General features: G+C 71.1%; 15 protein-coding genes. 4 read left to right on the top strand and 11 right to left on the bottom strand.

Annotated features, from left to right (window positions below; all coding sequences use genetic code 11):
* Positions 1-91: 91 nt before the first annotated feature.
* The 4 genes from catC to ABD908_RS00215 all read right to left on the bottom strand — a co-directional run bounded on the left by catC (position 92) and on the right by ABD908_RS00215 (position 3,354).
* Positions 92-373 carry a muconolactone Delta-isomerase gene (gene catC, locus ABD908_RS00230; protein ID WP_344989214.1) on the bottom strand — a complete coding sequence of 94 codons (282 nt, stop codon included), beginning with the start codon at positions 371-373 and terminating at the stop codon, positions 92-94.
* A complete protein-coding gene (gene catA, locus ABD908_RS00225; protein WP_344989211.1) occupies positions 373-1,269 on the bottom strand; it encodes a catechol 1,2-dioxygenase in 897 nt (298 codons plus the stop codon). Before catA ends, catC begins: the two co-directional genes overlap by 1 nt.
* A 73-nt stretch (positions 1,270-1,342) precedes the next feature.
* A complete protein-coding gene (locus ABD908_RS00220) occupies positions 1,343-2,446 on the bottom strand; it encodes a mandelate racemase/muconate lactonizing enzyme family protein (protein ID WP_344989473.1) in 1,104 nt (367 codons plus the stop codon).
* 5 nt (positions 2,447-2,451) lie between these two features.
* Entirely contained in the window at positions 2,452-3,354 is a 903-nt protein-coding gene (locus ABD908_RS00215) for a LysR family transcriptional regulator (RefSeq protein ID WP_344989208.1), read from the bottom strand.
* Between the two features lie 245 nt (positions 3,355-3,599).
* Here ABD908_RS00215 and benA point away from each other — a divergent pair, with 245 nt between their 5' ends.
* The 3 genes from benA to benC are packed head-to-tail and all read left to right on the top strand — an operon-like array spanning position 3,600 to position 8,329.
* Positions 3,600-5,120 carry a benzoate 1,2-dioxygenase large subunit gene (gene benA, locus ABD908_RS00210; protein WP_344989205.1) on the top strand — a complete coding sequence of 507 codons (1,521 nt, stop codon included), beginning with the start codon at positions 3,600-3,602 and terminating at the stop codon, positions 5,118-5,120.
* Positions 5,117-5,668 carry a benzoate 1,2-dioxygenase small subunit gene (gene benB / locus ABD908_RS00205; RefSeq protein WP_344989202.1) on the top strand — a complete coding sequence of 184 codons (552 nt, stop codon included), beginning with the start codon at positions 5,117-5,119 and terminating at the stop codon, positions 5,666-5,668. The genes benA and benB overlap by 4 nt, the downstream gene beginning before the upstream one ends.
* A gap of 12 nt (positions 5,669-5,680) precedes the next feature.
* Positions 5,681-8,329 (top strand): benzoate 1,2-dioxygenase electron transfer component BenC, encoded by a 2,649-nt coding sequence (benC, locus tag ABD908_RS00200; protein WP_344989199.1) that lies wholly within the window; start codon positions 5,681-5,683, stop codon positions 8,327-8,329.
* Positions 8,330-8,409: 80 nt separating this feature from the next.
* On the opposite strand, the gene ABD908_RS00195 is transcribed toward benC, so the two are convergent.
* From ABD908_RS00195 to ABD908_RS00185, 3 genes are all read right to left on the bottom strand, one after another.
* Positions 8,410-8,685 (bottom strand): hypothetical protein, encoded by a 276-nt coding sequence (locus tag ABD908_RS00195; protein ID WP_344989196.1) that lies wholly within the window; start codon positions 8,683-8,685, stop codon positions 8,410-8,412.
* A gap of 333 nt (positions 8,686-9,018) precedes the next feature.
* On the bottom strand, positions 9,019-10,941 hold the full coding sequence (locus ABD908_RS00190; RefSeq protein ID WP_344989193.1) for a DUF222 domain-containing protein: 1,923 nt from the start codon (positions 10,939-10,941) through the stop codon (positions 9,019-9,021).
* Between the two features lie 423 nt (positions 10,942-11,364).
* A complete protein-coding gene (locus ABD908_RS00185) occupies positions 11,365-11,523 on the bottom strand; it encodes a hypothetical protein (protein WP_344989191.1) in 159 nt (52 codons plus the stop codon).
* Positions 11,524-11,605: 82 nt separating this feature from the next.
* Between ABD908_RS00185 and ABD908_RS00180 the strand changes: the two genes are divergently transcribed.
* Complete coding sequence (locus ABD908_RS00180) at positions 11,606-14,116, top strand: helix-turn-helix transcriptional regulator (protein ID WP_344989188.1); 2,511 nt, start codon at positions 11,606-11,608, stop codon at positions 14,114-14,116.
* A gap of 113 nt (positions 14,117-14,229) precedes the next feature.
* Here the strand turns inward: ABD908_RS00180 and ABD908_RS00175 are convergent, their stop codons facing one another.
* From ABD908_RS00175 to ABD908_RS00160, 4 genes are all read right to left on the bottom strand, one after another.
* Complete coding sequence (locus ABD908_RS00175; protein WP_344989185.1) at positions 14,230-16,311, bottom strand: AMP-binding protein; 2,082 nt, start codon at positions 16,309-16,311, stop codon at positions 14,230-14,232.
* Positions 16,308-17,186, bottom strand: coding sequence for a 1-acyl-sn-glycerol-3-phosphate acyltransferase (locus tag ABD908_RS00170; protein ID WP_344989181.1), 879 nt, complete (start codon positions 17,184-17,186; stop codon positions 16,308-16,310). Before ABD908_RS00170 ends, ABD908_RS00175 begins: the two co-directional genes overlap by 4 nt.
* Before the next feature lie 113 nt (positions 17,187-17,299).
* The gene (locus ABD908_RS00165; RefSeq protein WP_344989178.1) at positions 17,300-19,552 is read right to left on the bottom strand and encodes an EAL domain-containing protein; all 2,253 of its coding nucleotides are present in this window, start codon (positions 19,550-19,552) and stop codon (positions 17,300-17,302) included.
* Positions 19,553-19,690: 138 nt separating this feature from the next.
* The gene (locus tag ABD908_RS00160) at positions 19,691-20,770 is read right to left on the bottom strand and encodes a lycopene cyclase family protein (protein WP_344989175.1); all 1,080 of its coding nucleotides are present in this window, start codon (positions 20,768-20,770) and stop codon (positions 19,691-19,693) included.
* Positions 20,771-20,853 lie beyond the last annotated feature (83 nt).

Below are 20,853 nucleotides of genomic sequence, written 5' to 3'. Positions count from 1 at the left end.
GCCTCCTGTCAGCTCTGTTCGGTCACGGACGGCCCACGCGTGCGCCCGTGGATGGGGCGTCACGCGCGGGCCGACCGTGGTGATGCAGGTCTCAGTGTATGTCGGACGGGTGCTTCGCGAGGGGAGTCACGTCGACTGTCATCCACTTGAACAGCGGTAGCCCCCACAAGATCTCGTGCAGTCTTTCGTTGTCGGCCACATCGAGGATCGAGATGTTGGAGTACTGCCCGGCGCACCGCCAGATGTGCTTCCACTCGCCGGTGCGCTGAAGCTCCTGGCTGTAGGCCCGCTCCCGGGCGATCGTCTCGTCCCGAACGGACGGGTCGACGCCGTCCGGGATCGCGACGTCCATCCGGACCGCGTATAGCGGCATCAGCGGCCCTCAGTGCTGGACAGGCCCGCTCGCTGCGCTCCCGGCGCCGAGCTCGGATCGAGCACGAAGTCGTAGACCACGACCTCGCCGTCGCCGTCCACGGCGGGCTGGGGCGAGAGGATCAGCTCCGGCTTCACGGCGTCGGCGACGTCGTCGCCGTTGTGCGGGTCGCCGGGGAAGTACAACTGGGCGGTGAGCAGGTCATGGCCGGGGGCGGAGACCTTCAGGTGCAGGTGGGCGGGGCGCCACGGGTGCCAGCCGGCCGCCGACACGAGCTTGCCGCATGCGCCGTCGGTCGGGATCATGTACGGCGCCGGGCGGATCGTGCTGATCGCGAACCGGCCCTCGTCGTCGGCCGTGAAACAGCCGCGCAGGTTCCACTCGGGCAGGCCGGGGGCGAACTGCGAGTAGAAGCCGTGCGCGTCGGCCTGCCACAGCTCGATCTTGGCGCCCGCCAGCGGGGTGCCCTCGAGCGTGCGGACCTGGCCGCTGAACAGCAGCGGGACCCCGGGCTCGTCGGCGCGCATCGGGAGGCTGCCCGTCGCGCCGAGCTCGGGAGCGTCCGGCACGTAGTAGGGGCCCTCGATCGTGCCCTTGTTGCCCTTGTGATGCGCGTTGGCCACCTCCTCCACGACGTGCTCGACCCACACGTCGAGGAACAGCGGCCACTCGCCGTCCTGGCCCACGCCGATCAGCCATGCCTTGAGCGCGTCGTACTCGGGGTAGGTCACGTTGTGCCTGCGGATCGTCTCGTGCACGGCGCCGAGCACCTCGCGGGCGAGCATCGACACCCGCTCGGGCGGGGTGTCGGCTGCCGCACCCTGCTTGTTGAGGAACTGCTGGGTGGCGCCGGCGCCGGAGTCTGCGGCCTTGGCGTCGAACTCGGTCGAGGTCATGATGTTCTCCTCCATCATCGGTGGGTTCGGGTCGGGGTTGTCGGGATCGGTGTGTCTGGTCGGGTGAGGTGGCTCAGGTGTCGATCCGGTAGCGCGCGAGCTTGTCCGGGTCGACGGTGACGCCGATGCCCGGCGCCGTGGGCGCCGCCAGCTCGCCGCCGGTGATCCGCAGCGGCTCGGTGAGCAGGTCGTCGGACATGTCCAGGAAGTTGGACAACTCCCCGGCGCGGGCGACGGTGGGCTCGTGGGCGGCACCGAAGGCGACCGTGCACGCCGTGCCGAGCTGGCCGTCGATCTGGTTGCCCATGACGACCTCCACGCCGAGCCCCTGGGCGAGGGCCAGGACCTGCTCGGAGATCGTGAATCCCGTGCGGGCGGTCTTGATCGAGACGGCCGTGGCCGAGCCGCCGAGCAGCTCGCGGGTGACCTCTGCGGGGGTGGTGGCCGACTCGTCGGCGACGAACGGGACCGCGCAGCCCTTCACGAGCCAGCGCCGGCCGAGCACGTCGTCGGCGGGGTTGAGCTCCTCCGCGAGGGTGAGGCCCACGTCGCGCAACTGCTCGAGCGCGCGTGCCGACTCCGACGCGGTCCAGCCGCGGTTACCGTCGATGTACAGCTCCACCTTGTCGCCCAAGGTGTTCCGAAGGGCGCGCACCACCTCGACGTCGAGCTCGATCGGTCGGCGGCCGACCTTGACCTTGAACGTGGTGATGCCATAGGTGTCGCGTATCGCGCAGGCCTCCTGCGCCATCGCCGTCGGGGTGTCGAAGCCGAGCATGTGCGAGACCCGCATGCGGTCGGTGTAGCCGCCCAGCAGCCGCGTCACCGGTTGTCCCCAGGCCTGGCCCAGGAGGTCCCAGACAGCCATGTCCACAGCGGATTTGGCGGCCGGATTGCCGATGGTGCGGTGCAGTCGCGCGTGCAGCCGGGCCCGCTCGGTGGCGTCCAGCCCGATCACCTGCCCGGCGAAGACATCCTCGACCACCGCGACGATTCCGCGCTGCGTCTCGCCGTATGTGAACGGCCGCGGCGGGGCGTCGGCGCATCCGGTCAGGCCGCCCGCCGTGTGTACTCGGACCAGGACGTGGTCGGCATGGCTCACCTCGCCGGACGCGAACTTCAGGGACTTGCGGTAGGGGATCCGGTAGGGTATCGCCTCGATGCGGGTGATCGTCAGGTCGCTCATGCGGCTTGTCCTTCGGTCGGCAGGGGGTGGCTGTCGAGTACGTCGAGTACCGCGGCGATGAGCGGCGAGCGGTCACCGCTGCGCCAGGCGAGCGCGAGCTCGACGGACTCCGTATCGGGTAGTTCGGTGAACACGGCGCCGGGCAGATTGACGACAGTGGCGCTGCGCGGCACGAGCGCGACGCCCAGGCCGGCGGCGACCAGCGCCAGCATGGTGGCGGTCTCTCCGACCCGGTATGCGCGGTGAGGAGCGAAACCCGATGCAGCGCAAGTGCGTACCACGGCACCATCGACGACCGAGCCGGTGTCGGGCGGGTAGGTCACGAAGTCCTCGTGCGCCAGGTCGGCGACGGTGACCGCGGGGTCGCCGGCCAGGCGGTGGCCGGCGGGGAGCGCGAGGACGAGGGGCTCGCTGTGCAGGGTGCGGGTCGCGATCCCCTCGACCGCGACGGGTGGGCGCAGGACACCGAGGTCGAGTCGGTCGTCGACCAGGGCGGAAGCCTGGTCCGGGGTGAGCATCTCGGTGCGGATCTGGAGGCTGACGCCCGGCAGCTCGCGCTGCAGCAGCCGCGCCAGCTCGGGCAGTACCCCGTAGCTGGCGGAGCCGGTGAAGCCGACGCGCAGCACGCCCAGGGCGCCCTCGCCGACCAGACGGGCTCGGGCGACGGCATCGTCGAGCCCGGCCAGCAGGGCGCGGGTCTCGCGTTCGAACAGGCGACCGGCGTCGGTGAGCTCGACCTGCCGGGTGGTCCGCGTGAAGAGGGCGGTGCCCACCTCGGCCTCGAGTTGGCGGATGGTCCGGGACAGTGGGGGACCGGCCACGTGCAGCTGCTCGGCGGCGCGCCCGAAGTGCTCGGTACGGGCCACCGCGAGGAAGTAACGCAGGTGTCGCAGCTCCATCGCCGCCTCCTCGGGGTCTCGGGTCGGCCGGTGCTCTCCGCCCGCCGGTGCTGTGATGCACCTCTCAGCGAACACGTTATGCCTGGGGATTCAGACAGACAAGGACTCATTTAGTCACTATTGATACCTGTGTGATCGCAATAACCGCCTGGTGGACGACTAGGGATATGCCCGGCGCGCTCGCTGCCGCCCCGGGGGCACGGTGATGCCAGTCACAACATCAGCCCGTCGAACTGGAGCAGCCCATGACCGTGACAGACCACACGATCGCCCGCGTGAAGAAGGAACTCGACGCGGCACTCGTCGAGCGGCCCGGCGACGGCCTGTACCGCGTGAACCGCCGGATCTTCACCGACGAGGAGCTGTTCGAGCTCGAGATGCGGTACATCTTCGAGGGCAACTGGGTGTACCTCGCGCACGAGAGCCAGGTGGCCGAGCCCGGCGACTACTTCACCACCTACATCGGCCGGCAGCCGATCGTGATCACGCGGAGCGCGGACGGCGAGCTGAACTGCCTGATCAATGCCTGCGCGCACCGCGGCGCGATGCTGTGCCGCCGCAAGACCGACAACCGCAAGACGCTCACCTGTCCGTTCCACGGCTGGACGTTCCGCAACGACGGGACGCTGCTCAAGGTCAAGGATCCCGACGGTGCCGGGTACCCGCCCCAGTTCGACACCCACGGCAGCCACGACCTGACGAAGGTGGCGCGCTTCGAGAGCTACCGCGGCTTCCTGTTCGGCTCGGTGAACGCGGACGTGCTGCCGCTCGCGGAGCACCTGGGTGACACCACGAAGGTCATCGACATGCTGGTCGACCAGTCACCGGAGGGGCTGGAGGTGCTGCGCGGTGCGTCCACCTATACCTACGACGGCAACTGGAAGGTGCAGGCGGAGAACGGCGCTGACGGCTATCACGTGACCGCCACGCACTGGAACTACGCGGCGACCACCAGTCGGCGGGGTACCGGCGACTCGCACAACACCACCAAGACCGTCGACGCCGGGCAGTGGGGCAAGTCGGGCGGCGGCTACTGGTCGTACCCCAACGGGCATCTGTGCCTGTGGACCTGGACCGGCAACCCGCAGGACCGCCCGCTGTGGGACAAGCTGGACCTGCTCATGGAGAGGTTCGGAGAGGCGAAGGGCGACTTCATGGTTCGCGGCTCCCGCAACCTGTGCCTATACCCCAACGTGTACCTGATGGACCAGTTCTCCACCCAGATCCGGCACTTCCGTCCCATCTCCGTCGACAAGACCGAGGTGACCATCTACTGCATCGCACCGAAGGGGGAGTCCCGCGAGTCGCGCGCGTGGCGGATCCGGCAGTACGAGGACTTCTTCAACGCGTCCGGCATGGCGACGCCCGATGACCTCGAGGAGTTCCGCAGCTGCCAGAAGACGTTCCTCGCGACCGCCGCGAAGTGGAACGACATGAGCCGCGGTGCGGAGCACTGGCTGACGGGGCCGGACGAGGTCGCTCGGCGGTTGGGCATGGACGGCGTGATCTCGGCCGGCGTGAAGAATGAGGACGAGGGGTTGTATCCCGCACAGCACGGGTATTGGCAGCAGGTGATGCAGGCGGCTCTGCTGATCGAGGGTGGGCGGGCCGAGGCGGATGCTGAGGCCGGCGCCGGGAGCGGAGCGAGCGGGCCGCGTGTTGCCGGCGCCGGGAGCGGAGCGAGCGGGCCGCGTGTTGCCGGCGCCGGGAGCGGAGCGAGCGAGCCGCGTGTTGCGGCTGCTGATGCGGAGGTGGCGGGGCGATGACCACCGTCGAGAACAACAGCGCACAAGCCGCCGCCGGGCACACGGTGAGCGGGGGGAGCGCGATCGACCAGCATGCCATCGAGCAGTTCCTGTACCGCGAGGCGCGGCATCTCGACGACCGCGAGTTCGAGAAGTGGCTCGAGTGCTACGCCGAGGACTGCGAGTTCTGGATGCCGGCGTGGGCCGACGACGACCAGCTGACCCGCGACCCGCAGACCGAGATCTCGCTCATCTACTACCCCGACAAGTCCGGCCTCGCCGACCGCGTGTTCCGGATCCGCACCGAGCGCTCGTCCGCGACCTCGCTGCCCGAGCCCCGCACGAGCCACAACATCACCAACGTCGAATGCATAGAGCGGCGTGGCGATCTGGTGGACGTGCGGTTCAACTGGCACACCATGTACTTCCGCTACGACACCATCGACCCGTACTACGGCACGACGTTCGCGACCATCGACTTCTCGGGCGAGCGGCCGGTGTTCCGCAAGAAGACGGTGGTGCTCAAGAACGACTACATCCACCACGTGGTGGACATCTACCACGTCTGAGGAGGGCTCGAGATGACCTACCAGGTCGCGCTGTCCTTCGAGGACGGCATCACTCGGTTCATCACCGTCGAGCCGGGCCAGACGGTGGCCGACGCGTCATACCGCCAGCGCATCAACATCCCGCTCGACTGTCGTGACGGCGCGTGCGGGACGTGCAAGGCGCTGTGTGAGTCCGGCGATTTCGACGGCGGCACCTACGTCGACGATGCGCTCTCGCCGGCCGAGGCGGTGCAGGGCTACTGCCTGCCGTGTTCGATGACGCCGAAGTCGGATCTGGTTCTGCAGATCGCGAGCACCTCCGCCGCCGCGAAGACGCAGGTCGGTGAGTTCGGCGCCACCGTCGTCGGGGCCGAGCGACTTTCACCCAGCACCGTTGCGCTGCGGCTGGAGGCCGACGAGAGGGAGCGGCTCGCCTTCCTGCCCGGGCAGTACGTGAACATCTCCGTACCGGGCACGAAATCGGAGGCAGCGTCCGGGGCCGAAGCGCAGCGCTCATACTCGTTCGCGTCGCACCCCGACGAGGTGGTGCTCGAGTTCCTGGTCAAGCTGACGCCCGGCGGTGTGATGTCGCGGTGGCTCACCGACCGCGCGACCGTCGGCGACCGGGTGACCTTCCGCGGACCGCTCGGGTCGTTCTTCATGCGCGAGACCGACCGGCCGGCGCTGCTCGTCGCGGGTGGCACCGGCCTCGCGCCGATGCTGTCGATGCTGCGGGCCATGCGCACGCGGCAGCCGGACCGGACGGTCCACCTGCTCTACGGGGTCAGCCGGGACACCGACCTCGTGCACCTGGACACCCTCGCCGAGTTCGCGGACGCGTTGCCGGGCTTCGACTTCGACTACGTGGTGAGCGATGCGGCGACGACTGCGCGGCGCGGCCACGTCGGCGATGTGCTGCGGCGCGACCACCTGCACGACGGTGACGTGGCGGTATACTTGTGCGGGCCGCCGCCGATGGTCGAGGCCGTGCGCGCCGAGGTCGCCGAGCGCGGGGTGACCCCCACGGGTTTCTACTACGAGAAGTTCCTCCCTGCTGAGCCGGTGAAGAAGGCTGGACCGACCGAGAAGGCTGGACCGACCAAGAAGGCTGGACCGACCAAGAAGGCTGAGCCGGTCGTTCCTGCCGCCGTCGTTGCTGCCGCAGTCGCGCGGCCCGCCCAGGTGGCTGTGCCGGCACCGTCGGCGCCCGAGATGCCGGTCGAGATCGACACCGTGGCAGCGGAACTCGCTCCGCTCACCGTCCCGGGGTACCCGGTGCCGGCGGGCGGGACGCTGCTCGAGAACCCGGACGCGCGCCGCCTCGCGGGCCAGGAGCTGCTGCCGCTGGACGAGGAGCTCACACCGCTCGTCGTGGCCGCAGCGGAGGCGTCGGGTTTCGAGCACCGGTACGAGATAGGCGAGGAACATCCGGACATCCGCAGGTCCGACGCGGTGTTCGAGGCGCGCGAGGCACTCGAGCTGGGCGCGCTGGAGCTGGTGGTCGGACGCCTGACGTCGCAGCAGCTGGCGGGCTACCGCCTGCTCGCGGAGGCGACGGTGCCGTACCTCGACGGGGACCGCCTCACCGACGCCGCCGGATACACCGAGGCGAACGCGGCCTTCCACGACTACCTGTTCACGCTCACCGGGAACGAACACCTGCTCGGCGCCTACCAGCGGCTCGGGGTCAGGAACCACATGGATTCGACGCTGTCGAAGGCGACGTGGATCCACCCGCTGTGTGCGCAGGACCACCTCGACATCGTCGCGGCCCTGGGTGCGGGCGACCGCGGCGAGGCGCGGCGGTTGTTCGCCGAACACGCGCAGCGGTCGATGGAGACCACGCGGCGGGCGATGAGGGAGCAGGACATGGCGCGCCGGCCGGCGTTCATCAGCCCCGGCCGGTTCGACGGCAAGGTCGTGGTGGTCACCGGTGCCGCGCAGGGCATCGGCGAACGCGTCGCCCGCCGGATCCACGCGGAGGGTGGCGAACTGGTGCTGGCCGACCGCTCCGAGCTGGTCCGGGAGCTCGCGGGGGAGTTGACCGGATCCGACGGAGACCGGCTCGCTCTCCCCGCCGTGGCCGACCTCGAATCACTCACCGGCGCACAGGATGTGATAGCACAGGCGGTGGAGCGGTTCGGGCGGATCGACGTGCTGGTCAACAACGTGGGCGGCGCGATCGCGTTCAAGCCGTTCACCGAGTTCACCGAGGCGCAGATCGTCGCGGAGGTGAACCGCTCGCTGCTCACCACGCTGTTCGCCTGCCGCGCGGCGTTGCCGTCCATGGTGCGCCGCGGGGGCGGGGTGATCGTCAACGTGTCGTCGGCGGCGACCCGTGGCGTGCACCGGATTCCGTACTCGGCGGCGAAGGGCGGCGTGAACGCGCTGACTGCGTCGCTGGCGCTCGAGTACGCCGACTACGGTGTGCGGGTCGTGGCCACCGCGCCGGGCGGTACCGACGCCCCCGCCCGACGCATCTCGCGTGGCACGCCGGCACCGCAGACCGCGCGGGAGCAGGAGTGGTTCCAGGCGCACATCGACCAGACGCTGGAGTCGTCGCTGATGCACCGGTACGGGACGTTGGACGAGCAGGCCGCGGCGATCTGCTTCCTCGCCAGCGACGAGGCCACCTACATCACGGGCAGCGTCCTGCCGGTGGCCGGTGGGGACCTGGGGTGATCGGCTGTCAGTTCAATCGGGCGTCAATCGGGCGCCCGTGGCGGTGTCGAAGAGGTGGACGGCGGCCGGGGAACTGGGCGCTAGCGTGATCTGGCTCCCGACGGCGGGAGGTGTCCGCCAATCGACGCGGGCGACGAAAGGCGGCTCCTGGTCACCGGCTTGCGCGCGGCCGTAGGCATAGGCGTCGGATCCGAATCTTCGACGATGTCCACCTGGATGGTGATGCCGTGATCGGCAGCGATCAGGTCCTCAGGGCGGATGCCGACCGTGATCTGGGGACGGTCGGTGACGATGTCACGCAGGACAGAGATCACGGTGTCTCCGAGGCGTACTCCACCGTCGACCAGCGTGTTCATAGATGTAAGGAGAGTGATGAGCGCACTCGATGTGGACATGGCCGCGTCGCCGCGGACGATCACCAGCACCCCTGCGCCGACCGCGCACAGATTCTCATGGACCTTCTCATGGACCGCCGGCCCGCTGTCGATGGAGTTCGGCTTCGGCGAGCATCCCGTGCGCGTGACCGGGCTCGCAGCGGACCGACAGGCGCCGAGCACTGCGAGTACGCAGCCGCTCGTGGAGGTGATGATCACCGGTGACGGCGCGCCCGGACTACGGGGTGGTTCACGCCTCGGCAGTGGACGTCGGAGGGCGCCAGCCCTTGGACGCCGGCCGCGAGGGTGGCCAGGTCAGAACGGTGGTGGTCCGGTGTCCCGGAGGTGGTAGGGCAGGTCGGGGTCTGGTGAGGGTTCGCCGTCGTGGTCGTCGTCGCGGCTCTCGAGTTCTTGCTCGAGTTGACGCAGGATGCGGCGGTTTTCGGCGAGGCGGCGCTTGCGGGCGTTCTCGGCGCGTTCGCGTCGGGTGGTGTCGGGGCCGGTGATGGTGGGGCCGTGGGTGGCGAAGGCGAACTCGGCCTTGTGTGGGGCGAGGTCGGGGAACAGCCGCAGGATCGTCGTGGACGGGTTGCACACGAATTGGGCGCCGTCGGCATCGGTCCAGACGATGGCGCCGTCGGGGCGTCGGGTGCAGCTCCACAGGCCTTCGGTCTTGGCCTGGTGGTGGAATTTGCAGAGCGGCTGCATGTTTCGGGCGTCGGTCTGCCCGCCGGCGGTGGGATCGGTGTGGTTGTAGGGGATGCGGTGGTCGAGTTCGCAGAACTGCGCGGGCCGGTCGCAGGAGGGGAAGCAGCAGGTGGGGAAGAGGACGCGGATGTACCGCGCGAGCGCGGTATTGGGCCGGTATGCGGCTGGGATGGAGCCGTCCTGGCCGGCGTTCTCTCGGTCCTCGTCGTCTGCTTCGGCGCTGTCTGCTTCGGCGCCCTCCGGCTCGGTGTCGTCTGTGTGGGTCTGGTCTGCGCGGTGCGTGTGGGCGACGTCGCCGTCCGCGCCCTCGGTCGCGTCCGGTGCTGGGGGTTGGGTGGTGTCGGTTGCCGCGACGTCGGCCTGCTGCGGGGCGGTCTCACCGTGGGCGCCGCTTGGGGTGTCCTTCTCGGCGGGGGTCTCGTGCCTGGTCTCGTCCTCGACGTGGGCCTCGGCTGCGCTGTCCTGTGCTGGGTCGTCGGCGCAGTCCTCTATTGTCGTGGTGGTGAATTCGGCTTCACCAGCGGTGAAGTCGTAGTCGGGGATCTCCACACCGCGGAGGCGGGCTTCGTCGCGGGCGGCGAGATCCCGGGCGTGGGCGGCGGTGATCACCCCGTGGCCGGGGAGGTAGGCGGGATCGTCGTCGAGCCCCGCGAGCGTGGAGGCGTTGGCGACCACGAGCACCTCGATCGCCGTCTTCAATTGCGAACCCACCCCGCGGCGGCGTTCCCGGTTGGGGCAGTCGGCGGCAGGGCAGTCGCAGGCGAGGGTGGCGTAGCCGTCGAACACCGCGGAGAGGGCGTCGGCCATCCGCGCCCGCTTGCTACGCGAGTCCTGCGGGCAGACGGTGTTGGCGATCTGCTCGAGCCGGGTGTGCATCTTGCGTGCCTCACTGGCGGTCAGCACGGCGAACATCCGTGCCATCCCGTCCAACTCCGCCCGGAAGTCCACGTGCCGGTCGTTCTTCGCATACTCGTGCTGCTGCTCCGCGGCGTCGGGGTCGATCGCGATGACGAGTGCGTCGCAGATGCGGATCAGCTCGGTCTGCGAGACGATCGCCTCTGACCGGCCCAGCTCGTCCGCCAGACGGGTGTCGAACGCGCGCGTCTGCTCATCGTTCAGAGTGCGGGACCGCAGCAGCACGTCGCGTGCTCGGTAGGTGGGCATCCCGCCTGCGGCGATGTACGCGAACGTCTTGGGTAGCCGTTCGATCAGTCCGACGGCTTCGTCGATCTTGCCGCGGGCGGCGCCGGTGGTGACCCGCAGTCGGGCGGCGATGGCGGTATAGGCGTAGCGTTCCTGCCGTGACAGGGCGAGCCGCTGCCCGAGGTCGCCGCCGTCGGCGAGGATCCGTCGCTCGTGCCGGGCGTAGCACTCCTCGAAGAACACGTACAGCGCGACGACCCGCTCCGCCCAGGCCTGGTTCTCCGCGATCACGTGCGCGCGCAGCACATCCCCTGCCCCGGCGCGGTCACCGACCGCGGCGAGGTCCCCGGGCAGCAGGCCCGGGTCGAGGTGTGTGAGTGTGTCCATGTGATCTACATTACACCCATATATCGAACAGTGCAACCATTTATGGTATTTGTGTTCGAATCAGTTCCCGTCTGAACAGGAGAGATGCGGCGCAACGGTTCGGCGCTGAGTTACGGCGTTCGATCGTGTGCGCGAGTGATGGTAGAGCGGCCTCAGCGTTCACGAGGCCTATCGGCGTCGCGTTGTAGCGGTCGCCGCGCACGCCGACGCGGCCAGCGACTCGAGATCGGCGAGTTCGTCCGCCGAGAGTGGGACGCCGGTGGCGCGGGCGTTCTCTTCGATGCGGGCGGTGCGGCGGGTGCCGGGGATCGGGACGACCCAGGGCTGCGTCGACGGCGCGGTTCTCCTCGGAGAAGCGGGGAATCGTGGCGCGGATGGCACCGTCGACTCATGAGGTTCGGGTGTCGGCGGTGTCGAAGAAGTTCACCGCCGAGGTCGACGGCGGAGCATCGCGATCGTGTCGTCCCGGTCACCAGGATCGGGACCATAGCTCCGCGACACACCCATGGCGCCCAGCCCGATCGCCGATACCTCGAGCCCCTGGCCCAGTGTCCTGATGTGCGTCGCGTCGTCAGTGGCCATGTCGGCTCCGATGCGGATGCCGAGGTCACCCGCCACGGCGAGGGCGGCGCCGGCAGCACCCCCCTCGGGCTAGGTTGACGGGGTGGAACCTGTCAGCGTCGCGCGCATCCGCCAGTGCCGCCTGGTCGTGGTCGCCGACCAGACGGGCGCCGGCGCACGGGAACTCGCGGCGCTCGCCTACCCGGACGCGGCGACGGTGCAGGTGCTCGACTGGGACGAGCCGGGCGAGGCGGCGCTCGCCGCGGCGCTGGCATCCGGCACCGTCGTCGTCCTGGATGCGCAGCGGGGCTCGGACGCCCTGCTGCGCCGGCTCGCCGAAGGCGCGCACCGTGCGGACGGCATCGTCGTTCTGGTGCGCAGGATGGCCGAGGCCCCGCGGTCGCCGCTACTGGCGGACGGTGGCGCAGCCCTGGGCGTGCAGCACGTGGAGGCCGTCGATCGGTTCACGGCCGACGAGGTGCTGGCGCTCGCGTCGGCCCGGGGGCTGGATCTGCCGCGCACCGACGCGATCCGGCTGCGCGAGCGGGCGGCAGGACTCGTCCCGCAGTGCCTGGCGCTGCTCGACGATGCGGCGCGCACCGGCCGCCTCGACGCGCACGCCGTGCCGGCGCGTGAGGCGTTCCGCGTCGCTGATGCTTTGCGCGAGGTGGCGGCCGGGCGGGCGACGGAATCCGATGCGACGGTGGCGCGAGCGGTCGCGGTGCTCGGGCGGTGCACCGAGCTGCAGGCCGGTGCGGTCGCGGGATGTGTTGTGAGCGTGGACCTCGTCGATCGGTTGGCGCGGCGCGGGTTGGTGTGGTTCGGGCGGATCGGTGGCGTGGCGTATCTCGCGCCACCGGCCCCGGTGACAGGCGACGCGATCGTGGCTGCGACGAGTGCGGGCGAGCGGCGTTACTTGCACGCGCGCGCGGCCACCGTCGGCGACCGGCACGCGCGGCTGACCCACCTGGCGCTGGCCACCGGCGGACCGGATCCCGAGCTCGCATCGGAACTCGCCTTCGACGCAGAGGATCTCGCGCGGTCCGGGGAGTGGGGTGCGGCCGCGCGGCAGTGGGAGCTGGCCAGCGGCCTGGCGAGCGAACGGGAGCGCGCCCGGGATCTGCTGACCGCGGCGGTCGACGCGTTCGCGGGTGCGGGAGACCTCGTGGCGGCCGCCGACCTCGCGCCGCGCGTCGAGGCGATGGACGCGAGCCCGCAGCGGGACGGCGCGCTCGGCTATGTGGCGATCCAGTCCGGGCGGCCCGACGAGGCTGCAAGCCGGCTGCGTGGCGCGTGGCGCGCGGTGAACCCGCGGCATGACCCGGTGCATGCGGCGGCGCTGTGCCACCGGATCGCGCTGGACGCTCTGGCCAGGTGGGAGGGCGCCGCCCTGGTGGAGTGGGCACAGCGCGCCATCGACCTGGGTGGCGACGCGCCGCCCGCGGTCGAGGCGCGGGCCTTCATCGGGCTCGGCTACGCCGCGTCCGGGGACCCGGAGGCGGCCCTGGAATCTGTGGAATCGGCACTGCGGGAGACGGATCGGCCTGTGGCGGTGGAGCAGCGGGCGTTACTCGGGGTGGGGTGGATCGAGCTCGGGATGGGGCACCCGGAGCGGGCTCGGCATGCTCTGGCACGGGCGCGGGAGGGGCGCGGATCGGGCGGCTCGCATCGCGTCTCGCTGTGGGCGTACGGGTGGCTCGCGCGGGCCCAGTTCGAACTCGGCGAGTGGGACGACGCGCTCGCGTCGGCCGAGGCGGCGATCGACCTCGCCGACCGGACGGGCATCAGTCTGTGTGCGCCACTGGCGCATTGGACCGCCGCCGAGGTGCATGCGTACCGCGGTGACACCGTCGCCGCCCGGCGGCACGCCGAGGGAGCGCGACGCGGTGCGGAAGGGTACCTTTCGCAACGGATCCCGGCGGCGTGCGCCGAGGCGGCTGCGGCCGAGGCGGCAGGTGAGCGGGAGCATTCCGCTGCGGCCTTCGAGGCCCTCGTCCGGGACCCGGCCGCGCTCGCCGTCTCGCCCGACTTCTGGCCGTGGCACCACCAGGCCGTCCGGCAACTGCTGGTGATCGGGCATGTCGATGCGGCAAGGGATCTCGCTGCGCATATCCCGGAATGCCGGTCGTCGGTGGGGGCTGCGCGGGTCGCCGCCGCGACCGGGATGCTGACGGCCGTCGCAGATCCCGACGGTGGCATCGCCGCAGTCGAGGTCGCGCTCGCCGATATCGCCGGGCTGCCACTGCCCGCGCTCCGCAGCCGACTCCAGCTGGACCTGGGTATGCTGCTGCGCAGGGCGGGCCGACGCCGCGACGCTGACGTCCAGTTGTCCTCGGCGCGAGCAGGTTTCGAATCGCTCGACGCCCGGGCGTTCGGGGACCGGTCCGCACGGGAGCTGGGGGAGCAGGCGGGCCCGGCCGGGCGCCTGGGTGAACTGACCCCGCACGAGTGGAACGTCGCCCGGCTCGTCGCAGCGGGACGGACCAACCGGGAGGTGGCACAGGAGCTGTACCTCTCGCCGAAGACGGTGCAGTTCCACCTGACCCGCATCTACGGCAAGCTCGGCGTCCGCACCCGGGGTGAGCTGGCCGCGCGGTATGCACAGAGCTTCTGACCGCTGCAGCAACGTCTGGATAGGGCTCACCGGGCGGGGATGCCGTCGGCGGGTCCTGGCGGCCGTCGGCCGCTCGTCGTCACGTCGGACCGTGCCGATGGCGCGTGCGGCCCCTACTGCTCTGCGAGTTCGCGGCGCAGCACCTTCCCGGTCGCGTTGCGCGGCAACGCATCCAGGAACACGATGTCGCGCGGCACCTTGTAACCGGCGAGCTCGCCCTTGACCAGCACCTTGAGTTCGTCGGCCGGCACCGTCATACCGGGGCGGAGTACGACGAACGCGCGCAGGCGCTGCCCGAACTGGTCGTCGTCCACGCCGATCGCGGCGACCTCGGCGACCGCCGGATGCCCGCTGATCGTGTCCTCGACCTCCTTGGGGAAGACGTTCTCGCCACCGGACACGATCATGTCGTCGTCCCGGCCGACCACGAACAGCCGCCCGGCCGCGTCGAACCGGCCCACGTCGCCGGTCGCCATCAGCCCGTGCCGGCGTTGCTTGTCACCACCGCCCGAATAGCCCTCGAACAGTTGCGAATTGCCGACGAAGATGCGCCCCACCTCCCCCTGCCGCACCTCGATCCCGGCGTCGTCGAACAGCTTGACGGTGGTGCCTCGCGTCGGCCGGCCGGCGGTGCCGGGGGCGCGGCGCATGTCCGACGGTCTCGCGATGGTCGCGTACGCGACCTCGGTGGATCCGTACAGGTTGTAGAGGTTGTCGCCGAACTCGTCCATCCACCGGTCCGACAGGTCACCCGGCAGGGCCGACCCCGATGCGGCGACCACGGTCAGCGACGACGTGTCGTACCGTCCGCGCACCTCGCCCGGCAGGTCGACGATCCGTGACAGCATCACGGGCACCACCGCGAGGGCCTCGATCCGGTGCTCGGCGATCGCCGCCAGCCACGCCTCGGGATCGAACCGCCGGACGCATACGACGGTGGCGCCGAGTGCCAGCCCGAGCAGCAGGTTGGACAGCCCCCAGGCATGGAACATCGGCGCCGCCAGTCCGATCGGCATGCCCGCCTGCAGGGGGATGCGCTCGAGCAGGGCCGCCGGCGCCTCCAGCGTGGGGCCGCCGCCTCCGGCCGACACCGCGCCGCGGCTCGCGCCCTTGGGGGTACCGGTGGTGCCGGACGTCAGGATGATCACCTTGCCCGCGCGGCCCGGGGTGGCCGGCGCGGCACCGTCGTACACCGCCGCAAGGGAGGCGAGCGAGGGCAGGTCGGCCGCCGGGTCGGCGGAGCCGTCCGCGAGCACCCGCCGTCGGTTGGTCGCGGCCTGGTCGATCAGGTCGGCGAACTCTGCGTCGTAGACGATGGCGGTGGGCTGCTCCCGGCGGCACACGTCGGTGATCTGCGGGCCAGAGAACCCCGTGTTGAGCAGCAGCAGGTCGCAGCCCAGCTTGGCTGCGGCCGCCATCGCCAGCACGAAACCGCGATGGTTGCGCGCGAGCAGGGCGATGGCGTCGCCCTCCGCGACACCGAGGCTCCGCAGCCCCGCGCCGATCGCGCTGGACCGACGATCCAGCTCGGCGTAGGTCAGGCTGCCGTCCTCGTCGATCACGGCCGGCCGGCCGGGATGGCGGGCCTCGCCGACCGCGACCAGCGCCGCCGGCGTCAGTCCCCAGTTGCGGGCCGCGAACGCGATCCGCACCGCCCGGTCCGGCCGCATCGGCGCGATGATCCCCGCGCGTGCCAGCAGTGATGCGTTCACCGCTTCATCTGCGATGCGTTGGGGCAGTCCCTTCCCCGGCCGCCGGGCACCGTCGCCCTCGACCTCGAGCCTCATTCCGGTGAGCGCATCGCGCATCAGCCCCCATAGGCCCGGGTATGCCGCGATATCGGCGATCGCACCGAAGATGCCCGGCGCGTCGTAGCTGAACCGCAGTGTCACGGCCGTTCCGCCGGGCACGGGCCGCAGCCGCAGCCGGACCCGGTGGGACACGCCCGTCACCCCGGACCAGGCGATCTCGCGCGGCTCCGACATCTCGGTGATGATGACGTCGCCGCCGACCAGCGCGCCGCCCACCCGCACCAGCACGCGGTAGCGTGCGTTGCGCTCCGGCGTGCGGCCGGGCTGCTCGGGCGTCACCTCGATCTGCGAGCCGCCGAACCGCGCCAGCGCCGTGGGATCGGCGCACGTGGCCCACACGTCCTCTATCGGGGCGGCGAACACCTCATGATGCTCGATCTTCATCCGATCACCGGCAGCTTCCGTTCGGCCTCGAGGGCGGTGAGTACGTCCTGCATCTCGGCGACCACGTCGTCGTACACCTGGTCGAGGTCGGGGTCCTCGCCGTAGCGGGCGCGCAGGTCGATGGGCGGCAGGTAGGCGATGGTGATCTTCGCGGGCAGCGGCACGAACGGTGCGAACGGCAGCGTCACGCCGAACGGCGCGGACAGCACCAGCGGCAGCACCTTGATCCGCATGATGCGGTCCAGGCCCAGCAACTGGGCCAGCTTGTCGCCGCGCGCCAGGAACAGTGCCGTCTCCTGGCCCCCGATGGTGACCTGCGGGACGATCGGTACATCGTGCCCCAACGCGAGCCGCAGGAAGCCCTTACGTCCACCGAAGTCGACCACCCCGGACTGCCGCGACGGGCGGTAGTTCTCGTAGTCGCCGCCGGGGAACACCTGCAGCAGGCCGCCGCTGGAGAGCACCGCGTGCCCGTTGTCCGGGTCGGCCTCGACCGTGCCGAACCGGCGCAGGATCGGCGCCAGCGGCGAGTTGAGCACCATCCGATGGGCGAGTTGGTAGAACGGCCGCTCCACGCCGAAGTAGGACGTGATCGCGAGCTGGCTGATCATCACCTCGGGCGACATGATCCCGCCCGTGTGGTTGCCGACGATCAGGGCCGCGCCCTCCGCGGGGATGTGATGCAGGCCCCGCACATCGGGCCGGAACCACGCGCTGACGGCCAGCCACAGCCCGGGCAGCAGTTCGCGGATGGCGTCCGGGTCACGATCGTCGAGATCGCCCACGCGCAGGCGGGGGAGCAGCCGGCGGGCCTGCCGGCCGACCAGGGAGAGAATTGCTGGGCCCGCCGCGGCGAGACCTGAATCGGAGGCCATCGGGGTCCTTCGGCGTCGGGGGATGGCAGACGCCGCAGAACTGTAGTCGGGTTCGCGGGCGCACATCGGCGGTTCAGCAGAATGACGGTGCCGGGCCGGCGCCGACTACCGACTCAGCGGGCCAGGGCTCCGCCGGACGCGGCAGGCGGCTCGGGCACGCCGTAGTGCCAGCCCTGTCCGTACCGGACGCCGAGCTCCCGGACCCGGGCGTCGACGTCGCCGGTCTCGACGCCCTCCATGACCACGTCGATACGGAGCTGTCGGGCCATCGCTACGACCGCCCCGATGACGACGCGCCGCTTGGCAGACTCGGGCGCCGACTGTGCGGCGTACGCGGTGAACGACCGATCGATCTTCAGGATGCCGATCGGGAAGTCGCTCAGGTTGGACAGCGCGGAGTAGCCCACACCGAAGTCGTCGAGGGTGACCCGCACGCCGCGGTCGGCGAGCGGCCGCAGGACCCGCTGCGCGTGGTCGACGTCGGAGATCAGGGCGGTCTCGGTGAGCTCGAGCCACAGTGCCGACGCTGGCACGGCGTGCGCGTCGAGGACGGCCAACACGCGGTCCGCGAAGCCGGGGGCCTGCAGCTGCCGCGCGGACACGTTCACCGACACGGCCACCGCGTCGACCGCCCGGATCTTCGCCAGGTGTGCGACTGCGGTGTCGAGCACCCAGTCGCCGATCTCGACGATCTCGCCGGTGCGTTCGGCGATGTCGAGGAAGTACGCCGGAGTGCGTAGCTCGCCGTCGAAGCGCCAGCGCAGTAGCGCCTCGTATGCCGCGGCGCGCCCGGTGGCCAGCTCGATGATGGGCTGATACCACAGCTCCAGCGACCCGTCGGTTGCGCTACTGCGCAGCCCGGCCGCGACCCGCATGTCGCGGTCGAGCTCCGCCCGCGCACCCGCGTCGAACATCTCCACGCGCGTCCCCGACCGCTGCGCCGCGAGGGTGGCGGACTCCGCGTCCCGGACCAGCCGGTCGATCGTGTCGGCGGTCACGACGCCGCCCGCGGTGCCGAGCCAGGTCTCGATCAGGAGCGTGAACCCCGCCACATGGTACGGGTCGCCGAGCGCGGCCAGCGTCGTGCCGACCGACCGCTGGACCTCGCACGCGGAGGCGGGGGAGACGATGACGAAGGTGTGGCGGTCGGTGCGGTAGAGCCGCACGCGGCTCAGGCCCGCCGACCGCAGGCGGTCGGCCAGCTGAGCGGTGAGCATCGCGCGGACCTCGTGCCCGTAGGTCGCAGTGACGGCGTCGAGGCCGTCGACCCGGACCATCGTCACCGAGCGGGCATCGTCGCAGACACCGGCCTGAATGTCCGCGTGCAACCCGACCAGGTTGGGCAGGCCGCTCTCCGCGTCGTGCTGTGCATCGTCGATCGAGGCGAGGGTCGAACGGCTCAGCGCCCGCACCATGCGGTCCATCCAGAGCATCACCATGACGAGCAGCACGATCAACACCACGATCCGGACGCCGTCGCCGCGGTCGCCGGAGGGGGCCGTGTCGATCGGGATCGCGACCACGATGACGCACACCAGCGCCATGCCGAGGATGCGGTAGGGCGTCTTGTTCACCGCCGCGTCGACGGCCGTGGCGAGGGTGGCGTCCGCCCCCGACCGCCCAGCCCGGCTCCGGGCCACGAGATAGGCGCAGGGGAACAGCACCATGGCGGACGCAGTGGCCGCCGGCAGTAGGGCCGGAGGCGGGGCGCTTCCGAGCGACAGGACGAAGCGGTGCGCGGCGGCGGCCGTCATGAGTCCGAACGCGTACACCATCATCGCCGCCGCGCGGTGCGGGCGGGTCGAGCGGAACAGCACACCGATGATCGGCACCAGCAGTGCACCGTCGAGGGCCAGGCGGGTCACAGCCGACACAGGCGACTCCGCGCGGCCCGCGGCGGCGGTGCCGATCACGGCGACGCTGTGCACGGCCGCGATGCCCAGCCACAGCGTGAGCATCCGGCGGGTCGCTCGCAGACCCGACTCACGTCCTGCTGTACGCAGCCAGGTCGCGGCGCTCACTGCGAGCACCACGTGACTCAGCGCGGTCGTGATCTGGCTCGCTGCGGCCAGCCAGGGCGCGCAGTACTCCCGCCAGGTCCAGAAGCCGCCCGCCACCGAGACCACGACCGCGGTCGCCGTCGCAGCGATCCGGACTCGGTCCGCGGCCGCCGCGGCGCGGAACAGCACCGCGTCGGTCGCGATGACCGCTGTGACCCCGGCGACCGCCCAGGTGAGCCCCTGCGCGAGCCGCACCGACGATAGGACGATCGAGGTGGCGGCGACCGCGATGGTGACGGTCAGCATCGCCCATCCCGCGGCAGCGGGCGCCGACATGCGCCGCTGCGGGGTGGGCTCCAGCGTCACTTGCGGACCTCCTGTGTGTTGCATAGACAGTATTGGTGTAGATCGGAATCGGTGTAGATCACATCCGACATGCGTCGAAAAGTGCGTCTCCAGGCGGATTTTGCCAATGTTCACCATGTGCCCCGCGGTAAGGTCCGCCTATCTCCCGGGGCGCCCCGTTCCCACGCACCCGGGCCGTGCGGCGTGGGCGAGCGTGCGCCGGATCCCGGGCGGGGCGGCGGCGAATGTCGCCGCCATCGAGGCTGCCGTCGCCGAGGCGCCGCTGCGCGCCGACAGGAACGCCCGGACGTGGCTGTCCGGCAGGCCGAAGAACAGCTCGAAGAAGTCGCGCTGCTGGTCGGCGGTGAGCGCGAGGAGAGCGCGCAGCCCGATCAGACGGAGGCGGTGCGCGGTGATATCAGCCCGGGTGACCGGTGATGCGCCGGACAGCACGCGCGTGACACCGTCGTCGGCGAGGGCTAGCGACGCGGCCAGCGAGTACCCGGTCGCCGGGTGCAATGTCGTGCCCCGCACGCCGGCCCCGGCCCAGCCCCGGCCGCGTCGTCGCCCCGGGGTGGTCAGGGCGAAGTCGACCCGCTCGTCCACCGCGCCGGCGACCACGCCGCGGTCGACCAGGCGCGCCCGCAGCCGCCGTTCGAGGGCGCCGACGGGGACCGGCGGCGCCCCGGCCAGGCAGGTCTCCTCGAGCAGGAGCGCGTCGGCCGACACCGGGACCGCGTACAGGAAGGATGCGGGCGCCTCGGCCGCGACCCCGGGAACAGGACGCCAATCCATCCACAGCTCCGGATGGGTTCCGCGCGGCACGACGACGCCCGCGGCGGTCTGCCGCGGGCGGCCGGAGCTCGGTGCGCCGCCCCGGGCGTCCAGGACGAACGCCGTGCCGTGCCCGGATCGGCCCGCCTGCTGCGTGCGTACCTCCACACGGTCGAGCGTGAGCCCGCCCTGCAGCGCGGGGGTGTCGAGGACCAGATACTCGCGGCCCAGCTCGCGGCGAGTGTGGGCGATGACGTCCGGCCGCGAGCGCGCCGCGACGACCTCGGATGGAAGCCAGCTCGGCACCTCGTCCGCCCACAGCCCGAACGTCTGCCGCCACCGTCGACCGGGGTCGGGGTCGAATGCGCGCACCCGCATGCCCGCCGCCGCCGCCCGGTGCGCGAACGCGCGGCCGGCCGGGCCGAGCCCGAGCACGACGACATCGGGGGCGCTCCGGGCGGTCATCCGCCGATCGTAGGATGCCGGTGCAACAGGCACCCGAGCGTGAGCGGGCGTGTCCCCAGCGTGCGCAAGTAGGGTGTGGCCCG

Origin of the sequence: Tsukamurella soli (assembly GCF_039541155.1) — a bacterium.
Taxonomy (GTDB): Bacteria; Actinomycetota; Actinomycetes; order Mycobacteriales; family Mycobacteriaceae; genus Tsukamurella; species Tsukamurella soli.
This window is presented reverse-complemented; position numbering and strand designations above follow the sequence as displayed.